The following is a 14,135-nucleotide window of genomic DNA, read 5'->3' on the forward strand; positions in this document are numbered from 1 at the left end:
AAAAACACATTAGCCTATGAAGCTAGTTGGCTGACACAGAGTTTTGAACACCCTCTCTGAAATATCTCTTTTAAGACAAACCTGAACGCCATTAATAAATATTTCCGCAACAACTGAGCTGCACAAAAGCTGCTCATCTGTCCAAGAAACTATCTCATATCCCAACACATAAACGAGAAAATCCATAATTGTGGACTTTCCGGTTGAGTTCCACCCGCGAATTATATTCACTCCAGGGTGGAAATCTTGGTCATATACATGATTTGAACCACGCAATACTATTAATCGACCAAGTCTTAATGTTGATTTACTCATACCAGCTCCACATCATAACGAAACTCCATTAACCCCGTTCTTGCCTTTAATCCTTTTTTTCCTTTAAATCCAATTGTTGGGAACTCGTTTACAAGCATCCTGAACCACTCCTCTTCAACAAGATCATTCTCTTTCAATCCAATTAAAATTTCGTCAGGAAGAACTATATTAGCTCGCTCCAATCTTCCCTCGCTAAAAGCTTCAAGGTCAATAAAATTCTTCGCCAATAAATTTTGTATTGCTGTAGTTTGTATGGGCTCTAGTTCATACATGATTCTTTTAATATTCGAAAGCCTTTCATATGGCTCGGGAATTTTTTTAACACTCGCTTGAACGCGGAAAGCTCAGCAGGGAAAGGTTTAATATTTTTCAACAAGCTAGGAAAAGTTGTATAAAAATCAATAATTCTATACAAATCGGTATCGATTGAAGGATGCTGCGTACTTTCAAGTATTAGCAGCAAACGATATACACAATGATTAACGTCATGAATTGGGTGGTATATTAGCATGTCTCATCCCACACCAAGTGACACTTCCCTGTAAGAAAAAAAAGCATACCAAGGATTAATTCTTTCGTTACCTCATCGTCAAACTCGATAATTGCACTATGTGCAGGCTCTATAATTCTATCAAAAACTATAGCGTCAACTTCTGACGCAGGCGCCTTCTCCCTGATTCTTGGGCGAACAAACATGTCAAAGCTAACAAGTATATGAGAGAGGATTTGCACAAACACCTTCTGTTCGGTTAGTGACATCTGCGACTTACATACCCGCCTAGCAAATCTACTCTTATACCGTATCGCGTTTCCAAGAAGATCTTCTCTGCCACCATTTTTTAGCTTGTTCTCAAGGCCAATAATTTCCCTGCATGGATGAGCCGTCACATATTCTGTGAGCTCCTCAATAATATCAACCAGCTCTTGATTTTCTTCTGCAGCTGTAAGGATTTTTTTTATAGTCTTTTCGAGTGCATTGGCTTTGGCCATAACCACATCTCCGAAGTAGTTATGGCCGTTATGACTTGCACTATCCTGATAAGAAACTCCCTTGGACATACTTAAAACCTGTTATCTCCTTGGTGCTTTGAGTCGTCACGATAGACAACTGATGGGCCTGTAGCGCCACGCTGTTTTCCTATCACTATTGCAAGTAATAAGGCCAGTCCGAATACGCCGATCACTAGAATAGCGATATAGAACATCTTATCGCTACCAAAAAGATCGATAATTTGCTGTTGAAAAAGAGCTTTTAGTAGCAAGCTGAAAAGCAGCCCTACCACACCCACAGCACCAGCAGTTTTCAATGCTAATTTCCAAATCGGATCCATCTTCTACACTCTGCTTAACACGTCAATGTTGTAATTGAATTTACTATTGTTCCTTTCAATCCTGCTATTACTACTTCATTTAATATAACCAAACCCCTATCCTTGATTAACCTTAATACAACCAACGTATAACAGCTTATTAGTGTGCGAGTTGAAAGACGCGCCCGGCAACCTAACTCATTAACAATAAACACAGCATCCGCAACGTAAGCCTTTGTTTTTAATTAAATTTTAAAACCAGTGCGAGTTATTTTTGCAATTTAAAAGTGAGCCGGCTCACAATAAACTCGCGGTTGCGCGCTTTGGTGATAAAGGAGAAGGGATAAAGGGACTTAAAGCAAAATTCCATTTAAACATTGCTCTCCGTTTTAATACGTGGCGATATTAGTAATCGCTTGTTATCCACCGATGGTAACCGATAATGATTTTCATGCCAAGCAGGGAACGCTGGTATGACGCTGTAGCCTAATAAATATAATACTCCACGGTCAGCAAGCTACGGAGTGAGGCTGTTAGATCCCCTGCAGCCAGCCGAGCGCAGACCTATTTTAGTGGGCAAGCAAACAGGACGTTTGCGCAAGCATCGCCAGGCCATGGAGAAGGTGAATGCCGGAGGCAGAGAGGCCGGCCTGGGCCGCTGCGTGTCGATGCGGCCCGCTAAAATCGGTCGGAGCGAGGGGACCCGTTAGGGCTGAGATGCCGGGGTGGCCTCTTTTGGTTACTTTTCTGGCCAAACAGAAAAGTCACTCGCCCGCCCGGCGACTGAGGGCACACAGAACAGTTACCAACCAATGTAATCGTATGGCAGGCACCCAAAGCACTCCGTAGCTAACAAAGCCACTAGATACCGGCTCAAAGCCGGTATGACGGAGAAGTCCGCGTTAGCGGCAACAACCCACTACCTTCCCCCATCCCCAACACCCGGCCCAAACGGCTTAGTCAACAAAATCAACTTAGGCAACAGGGTCAACGAGCCGAGTATCGCAGCAAACATAGCGAGCGCAGTTAACAAACCGAAGTAAATGGACGGAATAAAATTCGAGAACGCGAGAATCGAGAAACCGACAATAATAATAACAGCGGTGTAATACATCGCCCGGCCGATAGAGGCGTGAGAGCGGTGCATTGCCTCGATGTAATCGCCACAACGGGCGAGCTCATCGCGGAAACGGTATAAGTAGTGAATCGCGTGATCGACGCCAACACCGACGGTAATCGCGGCGATGGTAATGGTCATCATATCCAGCGGTACGCCGGCGAGCCCCATGCCACCTAGCACAACACCGGCGGCCAATAAGTTGGGCAGCAGGGAAATAATGGCCACGGTAAGCGAGCGGAACAGCACCAAGAACATAAACATAATGCCCAAAAACACCGCACCTAAGGTAACAATTTGCGAGCGAAACAAGCTTTGCAACATATTGTTGTACAGCACCAACATGCCGGTAAAGTGCACTTGCTCGGGGGCAAAGCCCACCTCATCGATGGCGTAGCGGCGGATTTTTTCGACCAGCTCGACCCGCTTTAAATCTTTGCTGGTTTCTTTTACCCGCAGCGTGATACGCGTTTGCTGATTGGCGTCCGAAATATAAGGCGTGACCAAGAAGCCGCGAATATCATCGGATAACATATTGCGCATCACCCCAAGCTCAAAGTTATTGAGGCGCCCACCGTTAATATCTTGTGCAACTTCGTACATGGTCGCCAGCGATTGCACTTTGCCCACTTCGGGCAGTGATTCCAGATAGCGATGCAACTGATCAATCGAGTCGAGCGACACAGTCGTAAACCACTCACTCTGCCCGCTCGACTGCCCCGCCTCATCCGCTGCGCCTTCGCCAAAAGGGTCGGCCTCGCCAAACGGGTCGTCGCCAAACGAGTCCTCGGCCGGAGCTTCGGCAAACGGATCGCCCTCACCAAATGGATCATCGCTTTCGCTTGGCTCGGCGTTGGCATTTTCACTGCTGTCAGTGGCTACCGGTTCAGGCGGCTGCGGCGCGTCGATAATAATATCTAAACTAACGGTGCCGCCCAGCTCGCGATCAATCACCGACATACCCTGATAAATCTCGGTATCCGAGTGGAAATAATCGATAAAGCGATTTTCCACTTTTAACAGCGAAATGCCGTAAGCACTCACCAAGGCGGCACATAACGCAATCGCTACCACGATACGGCCATGATGCTCTGCCATACGGGAAAAGATCATGGTGGTGGCCGCGGTTTTATCGCCGCTATCGCGCGGCTCACCTTTGGGTAACAGCATTAGGCCAGCGGGCAAGAGTAAAAACGCTAGCACTAAGGCTAGGCTGAGCCCCATGGTCATCATCCAGCCAAAGTCGATCACCGGGCGAATATCGCTCACCACCAGCGATACAAATGCCACAATAGTGGTCAGCGCGGTATAGAGACAGGGTTTGGCCATTTGGCTGGCGGTCGTCAACACCAGTTGCGCTTGCGACCAAGCGGGGTTGGCTGCGTGCAGCTCGCGGTAGCGCACCACCAAGTGGATGGTAATGGCCAGCGTCATTATCAGCAGTAATGCCACAAAATTGGATGAGATAACCGTTAGCCGCCAGTCGACCCAGCTGAGCAACCCCAGCATGATTACCACGGCCATCAAACACACAGACAAGGGCAAAATAACAAACCGAACCTGACGAAAGATCAGCGCTAACATTAAAATCACAAACACGACGATGGCGGTACCAAACACCACCAAGTCACTGCGGATAAACTCAATCATATCCGTGGTAATCATGCTCACGCCGCCGAGAAACAACTCAGCCTTATCGTCGTAGCCGGCGAGAATACCGCGAATCTCTTCGACACGTTGATGATCGCGCGCGGCCAAATCGGTGCGGTAGGCCAAAAACTCAGCGCTCACCTGCTCTAAACGCTCGGCCTCGGCATCACTCAGAGACTGTTCACGCATTTTCTCTCGCAGTGCATCGCGCTCACGGACCAGCTCAATGTAGCGATTATTGACGGTTAAGCTCAGCTGTATCGCCGTGGTCGAGCTGTCGGGCGAAAGTAGCGTATCGCGGTAAATCGGGCTGGTTAAAAACTCTTCACGGGCTTGCTCGCGATCGACCCCTTCGCTCATAAGTGTTCGGGTCGACTCTTTTTGCTCGGCCAAGCTGCGTACGGGGCTATACAGCAAAGGCACGTCTAAAATCGAGTTAATGCTGGCAACGCCCTCAACCGCCGCCAACTCATCCCGCAGAGATTTTAAGGTGCGCAGCGATTCATCCGATAACATCGGCGCTTTTGGGGTGTAGGTCACCACCAAAAAATCGCCGCTTTGGTAACGCTTGTTGATCTCGCGAAAATAGTCCAGCGAGTTATCGCTTTCCAATGTTAACGAGTCAGCCGAGGCATCAAGCTTAAAATTGGGTAATCCCAACGCGGCAAAAACCGTTAAAGCGGCCAGTACCACAATAACCAATAAAGGACGTTGAGTAATAAGATAGCGGTAAGCCGCAAAAAGCTTAGCTGACATGATTGAGTACAAACTCCTGTAACGAACAGCGACTTTTGCCGCTGTGGATAATTTGAGCAAAGCCATGGCAGACCATAACCGCTTGTTTGTATTGCGCCTTCTGGCTAGACGGCACTGTGTATGACGATTTAACGATCAGAATGCCCTAAATCTCGCTCGGGGCACACTAAATCTCGCAACCGTTGTTTAAGCTCCTTCGCCTCGGGGAAGCCGCCATCGCGCTGGCGCTCCCACACCAGTGTATCGCCCAGCCAAATCGCAAACACGCCACCATCGCCCGGGTGCAGACTTACTTCATCAATGTCATCGGGGAAGCTGCTAAGCAACTCCTGAGCTAGCCAGGCGGCGCGCAACATCCAGCGACATAGGTTACAGTAATGGATCACAATCCGTGTTTTCGCCACAGGCGGCGCCCTGAAATCATCAAAAGGCATGATAGTCACTCGCATCAATTAATAGGCACGACTCGCAACACAGCAGAGTCGCCCAAGCCGTACCGAATCTGCGCACAACCGGGTAAAAATGTTACTATGGCCGACTTCTACACGGCGTTGTACTGGCACTGTAATGGGCCCGACAACGAACCGAAACACTGTGGTAGGGAATCATGCTGAAATTACAGCGTAAGGACAAGCCCCAAGATCCAATTCTGGTGGTGGAAAAACTTTATAGCATCGGCAGCGCCAACGATAACAACTTGGTGCTCGACGAACCCGGTATCGACTCGATTCACGCGCGCTTAGTGGCCAGCGATGGCTATGTTACGCTTAAAGACAACACCAGTGCGCGGGGCTGTTTTGTCAACGGCCAGCGAGTCACTCAGAAACTGCTGCAAGCGGGCGATATTTTGCGCCTTGCGGATGTTGAGTTTGATGTGCACGATTTTGTCGCCGACCCCCAAGCGCCCGAGCAGAGCGCCCAATGTTGGCAGCTGGTTGCCGATGGCAGCTGGCTCACCGGACAAACCTTTATTATCCCCCCCGACACACGCTGCGTATTAGGCCGCAGCAGCGAGTGTGACATTACGATTGCGGGCTCTCACCTATCGCGGCGCCACGTCGAGCTCACAGTAATGGGTAGCTCGTTGCGAGTCCACGATCTAAACTCGGCCAATGGCACTTACTTAAATGATGAACTGATTGAGGACGATCTGGCCCACAACGGCGATCATCTGCGCATCGATGTCTACAGTTTTCGGGTGGTGAGCCCCGACAACGACTTAAAACGCACCCGAATCCGCACGCCTATCCCCGAAATCACCAAACCTATCGAACGTAAAAGCGCCCCCAGTGCGCCTAAACGCTGGAAGACCAAACCCACCTCACCGGGCAACCGCGACGAGCCTAAGCCAGCCTCTGCCACTGCCTGGGGTTTATGGTTAGGCATCAGCGCGCTAGCCGCCGTGGCCGCCGTGGCGGGCTTTATCTACCTGAGCTAAGTGAGTGTGGTAGAATCGCCCACCGAATTATTCGACTCTTTGAGCAGAAACCTTATTTTTAACAAACTATTTTAGCAATCTACTGTGGAAATCTGGCTATGAGCTTTGAAAAAGTCCCCGCCGGCAAAAACCTGCCGGACGACATGAATGTCATCATTGAAATCCCCATGAACGGCGAGCCGATCAAATACGAAGTGGACAAAGACAGCGACGCCATCTTTGTCGACCGCGTGCTCAGCACCTCAATGCACTACCCCTGCAACTACGGTTATGTACCTCACACCCTTTGTGGTGATGGCGACCCGGTTGATGTGCTGGTACTGATGACCCACGCCCTGATGCCCGGTTCAGTGATTCGCTGTCGCCCCGTTGGTGTTTTAAAGATGACCGACGAGTCTGGCGAAGACGCTAAAGTACTCGCCGTACCGGTGGATAAAATCACGCCACTGTACAGCGGCGTTAAAGACGTGACCGACGTACCGGAAATCACCCTGAAATCTATCGAGCATTTCTTTGAGCGCTACAAAGACCTTGAGCCCGGAAAATGGGTTAAAGTCGACGGCTGGGAAGGTGTTGAGGCCGCCCGCACCGAGATCAACGACTCAGTCGAGCGTTACAACAAGGGTTAATACAACCCCACACCATTAAGCCCGCTGGGCTTAATGGTACAAAAAAGCCGGCCCCGCAAAGGGCCGGCTTTTTTGTACCAGAGGGTTTAACCAGATAGAGGACTAACGGGCCGCAAAGCCCGCAGCTTAATCTGCCAAACTCAGTGCACTGGTATCCGGGTTAAGTGGTTTACGAGTATCGCGAATTTGCCCAAGTTCGCTGCCAACTGGCGCTAAATCCGCCTCTAAATCGGCTACCATCAACGGCAGTGGCGCACTGTGCTCTTCAGGTTTTAGCAAGTCCTCGCCCACGGCCGATAACTCCCAGTCGGCAATTTCAACGGGCACGGCGGCCGGAGCCACTCGCTCACTGGCATTTAATACATCGGCGCCAACCGGTGCCACATCAAGCTCAGGCACCGCGACCGGGGCAACCTCGGCGGCGGCGATCTCCGCATGTGTCACCAACGGCCCTTCGGACGGGCTTAAACTCAGGTTTGAGGTGTCTACAACCACCGGCGCCCGTTGTACGCGCTCGGTTACCCGCAGTAGGTTTGCGCCGACCGGGGCCAAGCTAAAGCCTCGCGCGGGTGCGGCTCGCGGTGTACTTTGAGAGCCTGCGGGTACCACACTCACGTCGGCGCCCGCTTTGGTTAACACGGCTTGATATTTTTTTGCGGTTGCCGCCTCCAAGTTACGCTTAAGCGGCACCGGCCGGCCGCAGAACAGGGCATCGACCCGATCGCTATCGACCTTGAACAACTGGGCAAGGCGCGCTTTTACCTCATCGAGTTGATGACCTAGCACAATATCGCCACGAAACACGATATCAAACTGCTGTTCGGTATCGGCCATGGGCCACCTCCGACTCTGCTAATGGGTGTTTAAACGTATCTTAACACAAGCCCGTGGCCGTGCTCGCCGTGTTAACCCGCACCAACGCTGGCTCAGAATTAAACCGCCCGTAAGGCTACGCTTTTAGTGAAAAAACGTTATGGAACACAGCTGGAGCCCGACGATCTTAGCCCCCATACTGAAGTTTCTCTGCCGAAGCGCGCATGACGCCACGCTAGCTCTGCACTCAGGTGTTAGCTGACCAGCATTAGGGTAAAAGAGACGGCTAGCCCCATGCGCACCGGTCCCGACAATGGATACGGGTGACGATAATGCAAAGAACTGCCTTAGCCAGCTTGCCGCCAGAATCGGCCAAATTCTCGGTCATGCACCGGGTAGAGAATGATATTGTCAGCATAAGCCGCAAGATTCAGCGGCTTGAACACGAGCCACGGGGTAACGCTCAGTTACTTGCGGCCTATCGTTTAATGTTACAAACGCGCACTGAAGTGCTGGCCTGTTTACTTGAAACCTTAGAGCGCGACACGCATTAGTTAGTGCTCAGACGCCTTGGGCGGGCTAACAGCCGCATCCCCCAGCGGTGAATCATCCATTCCGTGCGTCATCTCCCGGCCCGGCTCATCGCGCACGCTTTGCTTAATGACTCGCGCCGGTACCCCTACCGCTGTTTGATGCGCAGGCACATCCTCCAGCACGACACTTCCGGCACCAATACGAGCGCAATCGCCCACGTGGATATTGCCGAGTATTTTAGCGCCGGCGCTAATCAAGACACAGTGGCCAATTTTGGGGTGCCGATCCCCCTTGCTATTGCCGCTGCCGCCCAAGGTTACCGAGTGCAGCATCGAGACGTTATCGCCAACCACCGCCGTTTCGCCAATGACCACACCGGTGGCATGGTCAATCATAATACCGCTACCGATGCGCGCGCCGGGATGAATATCCATATGAAACGTTTGCGAAATTTGATTTTGCAAATACAGCGCCAACGCCCGACGATCCTGCCCCCATAGCCAATGGGCTAAACGATGCGCCTGCAGCCCATGAAACCCCTTAAAATACAGCAGTGGCATCAAAAACTGGTTGCACGCTGGATCGCGCTCACAATAGGCCTCGATATCGCGACACAGGGCCTGTTCGATACCAGGCTCTTGAATCAGCGCCTGCAAAAAAACCTCGCGGATCGACATCGCCGGTACCGCTTGGCTATCAAGCAGTGTCGCCAAGTGATAACTCACGGCGTCGGCCAAGGTATCGTGATTTAAAATACTGGCGTGATAAAAGCTCGCCAAAGCGGGTTCACAAGCGGCCAGCTCGGCGGCCTCGCGGCGAATATGCTGCCAGATTTCTGAGGGGGAAAGCGGTGTGCTCAACCGAGCCTCCGTGCATAACAAAGGTTAGGGAGCGCACATGCTCTCACAATAGCGTCAGTAATTCATCCATGTGCCGAAACAGTTTAGCGCCTTCGGCCCGCATCAAATCATCGGTACCGGCGCGAGGCAACAACGGCTCTGCCGGGCAATACCCCAACAGCGACATACCGGCTAAGCGGGCGGCGCGAGCACCACTGGGCGAATCCTCGACGACAATACACTCGCTCGGTCTTGCCCCCATTTTGCTAGCCGCGTACAAAAATAAATCTGGCGCGGGCTTGCCTTGCGCCACATCGGTCGCGCTAAAACGGTTGGCGGACGGAAAATAATCGGCTAACGCGGTGTGCGTTAAGGTCATTTGCATTTTTTCATGCCGGCCGTTAGAGGCGACACAAAAAGCTACGCCTTGCTCACGCAGCGATTGCAACACATCGCGCACCCCGGCAATAGGTGCAACGCCGGATTCAAACGCCACCAGCGTCTCCTGTTGTACTTTGGCCCAAAACTCCTTGGCAAAAGCCTCGCGCTCAAGCACCGGCCAGCTCTGGTAGGGCTCACTATCGGCCAGTAGTGCCGCCACTTGCTCGGCGCATACCGCGATGGATTTACCGCGAAAAAGCGTCAAGACCTCGGCCACGCTTACAGCAATACCAAGCGGCTGCAGGCAATCGCGCAACACCTTGGCACTAACGGTTTCGGTGTCGACTAACACCCCGTCACAATCAAAAATCACCAGCATTTATAGGCCTTTACGGTCGCGTAAAATTTCTCTAGCACGCTTACCTATCAGCCTCTTGGCGCCGCTCTGCGGAGTGTAAAAAACGCCTTTTTACTCGCGTCAAAAACAGCGGCTCACGCGCTAGTATCAGTATTATTATGCAGCAGTGCAGTAACATCGTGAGCATAAAAAAGTGTGGAATTGTAAAGTCCAGCACACCTAAAAAAACCACGGCAAAAATAGCGGCAGCCACCATAAAAAGCGCATTCAACACATTGTTAGCCGCGATAATTTGCGCGCGATACTCGGGCTTGGCCTCGGCTTGCATTAACGCTTGCAGTGGTACTGTGTACAACCCCGCCGAGCCACCCAATAAAAACACCGCTAAAACCACCGCCCAAAAACCCAGCTCGGCGGTCAGCTCAAAGATGCTCAACAATGCCTCCGTTGTTTGCGAAGATTGAAAGCTGGCCCCGGCCAACGCCAACCCGCCCCCCCCCAAACCAACCAGCAAGGCCCCCAAAGGTACCAGGGCTGGTTCAATTTTATGTTTACTTAGCTTCTCACACAGCAGCGAACCCGCCACCACCCCCACTAAAAACAGCACTAACAAAAAAGTAACCGCCGAGGCGCTTCCGCCCAGTACTTCGCGGGTAAAATTAGGTAACTGCGTGAGATAAACCGAGCCTAAAAACCAATACCAAGAAACGCCGACCAAACACCAAAACACGGTTTTATTTTGTCGTGCATAGCCCATGGTTCGAGCCATTTGGCGCAGCGGGTTAGGCTGAATAGGCGGCGCATTGGGCAGCGCTGGCGCCGGCGGAATTTTGCGGCTAAAGCGCCAACCTGCCCACGCAATTAAAATACCGCCGGCGGCCACGACCCACTGGCCAGAGCTCCACTGCATTGCCAACGTACCGGCAATCAAACCCAAAAATACCGCCAGCGAGGTCCCGGTATGAAACAGCGCATTGGCCCCGGTTAGCTCATCGCCATTCACATGCTGCGGTAATATTGCATATTTAAGTGGACTAAAGCAGGCCGACTGAATACCTGTAGCAAAAATCACCGCCAGCAACATGGCCGAACTGCCCCTGACAATCGCGATCGCACCACACACCATGACGGCAATTTCAAGCAACTTGATACGCCGCGTTACCTGCGCCTTATCGAGTCTGTCGGCGTACTGCCCAGCACTGGGCGCGAACAAAAAAAACGGGATAATTAACGCCGCCGCCACCAGGTTATTAAGCGTATCAATACTTAAACCCCAACGCTCAACACCGCCGTAGGTAAACAGCATCATCAGCGCGCTTTTGTAAAAATTATCGTTAAAAGCACCGCCAAACTGTGTCCAAAACAGCGGGTAAAAACGCCGTTGACGCAGCAGCTGAAATTGACTGTCGGTGGCAGAGCCAGTTGGTTTAAGCTGAGTTTCCTTGGGGCTCAATGATTCCATTAAGGTTCCTAAACGCACACGTAGCGTTGATAGATGGTTGGTATATTCTCAAGCACCACATCTTTAAGCTCAATATCGGCGGCAGCCAACACTCGCGCCAACCGCTCTGGGCTCAGCTGCTTAGAAAACTCTAGCGCCGTGGGCGCGTAGCTCAAGTGCCAAGGCTCCGGCGCCACCGCGCCGGCATCAACGCGGTAGGGTCTAAAAAACAAGCTGCCGGGCAAATAGTCATCGAGCCACTCATGCAATTTGGCAAAAACGCCACCACGGCAACACTCTGCTGGCGTTAGTTGCAGTTGATACTCAGCCGGCATGGCGGCACGATCAAACACATCCATGTCCGTGCCCCAGTGATGCCGCGATGTTCCGGGCAGCGCCGAAAAGCGCAAAATAGCCCAAAGCTTATCAAGGTCACTTAACGTATCCATTGCCACCGTGTCGCCAGCATCATTAAGTACCGCCCGCTCGCCCCGGGCCTTGGCGTTAAAAATTGCCAGCTGCCGCGCAAAACTGCGATAACCACTCGCGATACTCAACTCAAACCCTTGGGCTTGCGCGGCCCTAACCAACGCGCGATAGGGCTCAATCACATCGCCATGCAAATAAACGCCCTCGCTCAGCGGGGCTAACGCCGATTCATCTTGCCCCATAGCGGCGCGTTCAAGGGTGGATGCCGTTTCTGTCATAGTGTTTGCTCTTGTGGTTATCAACACTGATCCGAAACCGACACGGCTTCGTAACACTGAAAGTTGAAACTAAAAATACCAGCCGCACACGGGTTGGCGCAGAGGTCAGCGGATGCTTTAAGCGCCTAACGTGCGAAAGCTCTCAAGTTTATTGGCTAAAGTTTGCACTTATTAGCCAACTATGTAATATAACCGTAGGCTATAAATATACATTTGTTACCAGCCACAAAATATAACGATAATGTGACAACGGAGCGAAGTAAACATGGCGACCCAGCACAGTGAGTTGCTCGAACTAAAAAATTTGGGGATGGCCACCGTCAACATTCTACGGGCTATTGGTGTTAACAGTTACGAAGACCTCAAGGGTATGGGCGCCGTCAACGCTTATTGCCGAATTAAGGATCGTAACATCAACGTCTCTAAAGTGATGTTGTACGCGCTGCATGGGGCCCTGCTCGATATTCACTGGAACGACCTACCGGCCGAGCTAAAAGCCCGCCTAGTCGACGAAGCCGAGGGCAATCAAGTCGCCAGCGCTTAATCCGGCCACACCGTAACAACCTTTATTCACACGATAATGCCAGCTTAACGTAAAGCTGGCGTATTAAACCGTTTTATATGCCTAGAGAGGCTTTGCGTCGTTCAGCGGCGTTCCGACATCACCCCGCAACATAGACTTGATTCGAGTTTCCATAGTATTCTCAAGGCATAAATTATCGGCCGGCTCGACGCTGGCTATTACTGTTGCCGAGTCGTAAAAACAACCATGCATTTACCCACGAATCACACCGAAACCCTCGCCGAACTCAGCCAGCGCATTCGTGATATTGCCAGCAATGTGTTCGAAACATTAACCCCAAGCTCCGCCGAAATTACGTTAGCGCCTAGCGACGACCTATTTGCCGAGCTTAAAAGCTCGCAAGTATTTCTGTTACGCGCAGGCCAGGTACAGTGCCAAATGGCCGCAAAAACCATCGTTTGCTGTGAGCCCGGCGACTTGCTCGGCCTACCGCGTACGCTCAGTTTACCCAGCGCGGTGTTTAGCGCCACCGAAGCGATTACCGTACAGCCCATCGATCGCGATGAGTTAATTAACCATGTGTGCTCTGACGAAAGCTTACAAAAGCTCTGGAGCTACTACCTAGTTGCTCGCCTTAGCTGGTATCAGCAGGCACTGGCACTGGAGATACGCAAAGAGTTTCACCCCAATGCCGGCTTTTTATACTTTAAACAAGGGGACACCATAATTCACCAAGGCGATGAAGCCGATTTGGTGTACACCTTATTGGAAGGCCATGCCGAGGCGGTGTGCGAAGGCGTAACCGTCGGGCAAATCAATCGCGATGAGATTTTTGGCGCACTCGCGGTTTTTACCGGTCAAAAACGCATGGCCGATGTCGTTGCCACGAGCGATTGCACCGTATTAACGGTACGCAAAGAAGAATTTATAGAACTGGTCGAGCACCAACCGCATATCTGTATCGGTTTAATTGAGGAAATGGCCGATAAAATCAAAGGTCTGAACAGTCAGTTACGCAACAACCGCTAAAACAACCGCCCAGCGGATGGCGCTGGGCGCGCACCACGGCCCGACCTTTTCCCCTCTTAGCGGCACAGCCACCTGCTCTCTCGCATTAATTACACCGCTAGCATTGACCCGTTAACTTTTTTAGCAGGTTATTATTGACAAAGATAATGATAACAATTATCGTTACGCTTATCGGGTGGCGAGTTGTCGCCCCCGCTGATCGGTCAATTCTCCTGCAAGTCAATTGTCTGATCTTCTCCTCAGACCCTTCGGGGTCTTTGGGTACTTAGGTACCCATGGCTAATCACGGTTGCTT

General features: G+C 51.4%; 16 protein-coding genes. 5 read left to right on the plus strand and 11 right to left on the minus strand.

Going from position 1 to position 14,135, the window contains the following annotated elements:
• Window positions 1-9: 9 nt before the first annotated feature.
• From AACY82_RS15205 to AACY82_RS15230, 6 genes are all read right to left on the minus strand, one after another.
• The gene (locus tag AACY82_RS15205; protein ID WP_339617692.1) at window positions 10-315 is read right to left on the minus strand and encodes an ATP-binding protein; all 306 of its coding nucleotides are present in this window, start codon (window positions 313-315) and stop codon (window positions 10-12) included.
• On the minus strand, window positions 312-629 hold the full coding sequence (locus tag AACY82_RS15210; protein ID WP_339617760.1) for an ABC-three component system middle component 5: 318 nt from the start codon (window positions 627-629) through the stop codon (window positions 312-314). Before AACY82_RS15210 ends, AACY82_RS15205 begins: the two co-directional genes overlap by 4 nt.
• A gap of 190 nt (window positions 630-819) precedes the next feature.
• Window positions 820-1,374: an ABC-three component system protein gene (locus tag AACY82_RS15215; RefSeq protein WP_339617693.1), complete on the minus strand. Its 555-nt coding sequence runs from the start codon at window positions 1,372-1,374 to the stop codon at window positions 820-822.
• 2 nt (window positions 1,375-1,376) lie between these two features.
• Window positions 1,377-1,646 (minus strand): hypothetical protein, encoded by a 270-nt coding sequence (locus AACY82_RS15220; protein ID WP_339617694.1) that lies wholly within the window; start codon window positions 1,644-1,646, stop codon window positions 1,377-1,379.
• A gap of 898 nt (window positions 1,647-2,544) precedes the next feature.
• Window positions 2,545-5,148 (minus strand): MMPL family transporter, encoded by a 2,604-nt coding sequence (locus tag AACY82_RS15225; protein ID WP_339617695.1) that lies wholly within the window; start codon window positions 5,146-5,148, stop codon window positions 2,545-2,547.
• Window positions 5,149-5,276: 128 nt separating this feature from the next.
• On the minus strand, window positions 5,277-5,582 hold the full coding sequence (locus AACY82_RS15230) for a SelT/SelW/SelH family protein (protein WP_339617696.1): 306 nt from the start codon (window positions 5,580-5,582) through the stop codon (window positions 5,277-5,279).
• 173 nt (window positions 5,583-5,755) lie between these two features.
• Between AACY82_RS15230 and AACY82_RS15235 the strand changes: the two genes are divergently transcribed.
• Both AACY82_RS15235 and ppa read left to right on the plus strand, forming a co-directional pair.
• The gene (locus AACY82_RS15235) at window positions 5,756-6,586 is read left to right on the plus strand and encodes an FHA domain-containing protein (RefSeq protein ID WP_339617697.1); all 831 of its coding nucleotides are present in this window, start codon (window positions 5,756-5,758) and stop codon (window positions 6,584-6,586) included.
• A 98-nt stretch (window positions 6,587-6,684) separates the two neighbouring features.
• Entirely contained in the window at window positions 6,685-7,215 is a 531-nt protein-coding gene (ppa, locus tag AACY82_RS15240) for an inorganic diphosphatase (RefSeq protein WP_339617698.1), read from the plus strand.
• A 126-nt stretch (window positions 7,216-7,341) separates the two neighbouring features.
• Here ppa and AACY82_RS15245 read toward each other — a convergent pair whose 3' ends face one another.
• Complete coding sequence (locus AACY82_RS15245; RefSeq protein WP_339617699.1) at window positions 7,342-8,049, minus strand: hypothetical protein; 708 nt, start codon at window positions 8,047-8,049, stop codon at window positions 7,342-7,344.
• A gap of 311 nt (window positions 8,050-8,360) precedes the next feature.
• Between AACY82_RS15245 and AACY82_RS15250 the strand changes: the two genes are divergently transcribed.
• Window positions 8,361-8,582: a hypothetical protein gene (locus AACY82_RS15250; protein WP_339617700.1), complete on the plus strand. Its 222-nt coding sequence runs from the start codon at window positions 8,361-8,363 to the stop codon at window positions 8,580-8,582.
• Here AACY82_RS15250 and cysE read toward each other — a convergent pair whose 3' ends face one another.
• Genes cysE through AACY82_RS15270 form a run of 4 tightly spaced genes read right to left on the minus strand, consistent with a single transcriptional unit; the run spans window position 8,583 to window position 12,288 of the window.
• The gene (gene cysE, locus AACY82_RS15255) at window positions 8,583-9,422 is read right to left on the minus strand and encodes a serine O-acetyltransferase (RefSeq protein WP_339617701.1); all 840 of its coding nucleotides are present in this window, start codon (window positions 9,420-9,422) and stop codon (window positions 8,583-8,585) included.
• Between the two features lie 43 nt (window positions 9,423-9,465).
• A complete protein-coding gene (locus tag AACY82_RS15260; RefSeq protein ID WP_339617702.1) occupies window positions 9,466-10,161 on the minus strand; it encodes an HAD family phosphatase in 696 nt (231 codons plus the stop codon).
• A 40-nt stretch (window positions 10,162-10,201) separates the two neighbouring features.
• Window positions 10,202-11,602, minus strand: a complete 1,401-nt coding sequence (locus AACY82_RS15265; protein ID WP_339617703.1) for an MFS transporter — start codon at window positions 11,600-11,602, stop codon at window positions 10,202-10,204.
• Between the two features lie 8 nt (window positions 11,603-11,610).
• Window positions 11,611-12,288 carry a M15 family metallopeptidase gene (locus tag AACY82_RS15270; protein WP_339617704.1) on the minus strand — a complete coding sequence of 226 codons (678 nt, stop codon included), beginning with the start codon at window positions 12,286-12,288 and terminating at the stop codon, window positions 11,611-11,613.
• Between the two features lie 265 nt (window positions 12,289-12,553).
• Between AACY82_RS15270 and AACY82_RS15275 the strand changes: the two genes are divergently transcribed.
• A complete protein-coding gene (locus AACY82_RS15275) occupies window positions 12,554-12,832 on the plus strand; it encodes a TfoX/Sxy family protein (RefSeq protein ID WP_339617705.1) in 279 nt (92 codons plus the stop codon).
• Between the two features lie 225 nt (window positions 12,833-13,057).
• The gene (locus AACY82_RS15280) at window positions 13,058-13,840 is read left to right on the plus strand and encodes a cyclic nucleotide-binding domain-containing protein (RefSeq protein WP_339617706.1); all 783 of its coding nucleotides are present in this window, start codon (window positions 13,058-13,060) and stop codon (window positions 13,838-13,840) included.
• Window positions 13,841-14,135 lie beyond the last annotated feature (295 nt).

The organism is uncultured Gilvimarinus sp. (assembly GCF_963972205.1).
GTDB classification, from domain to species: Bacteria; Pseudomonadota; Gammaproteobacteria; order Pseudomonadales; family Cellvibrionaceae; genus Gilvimarinus; species Gilvimarinus japonicus.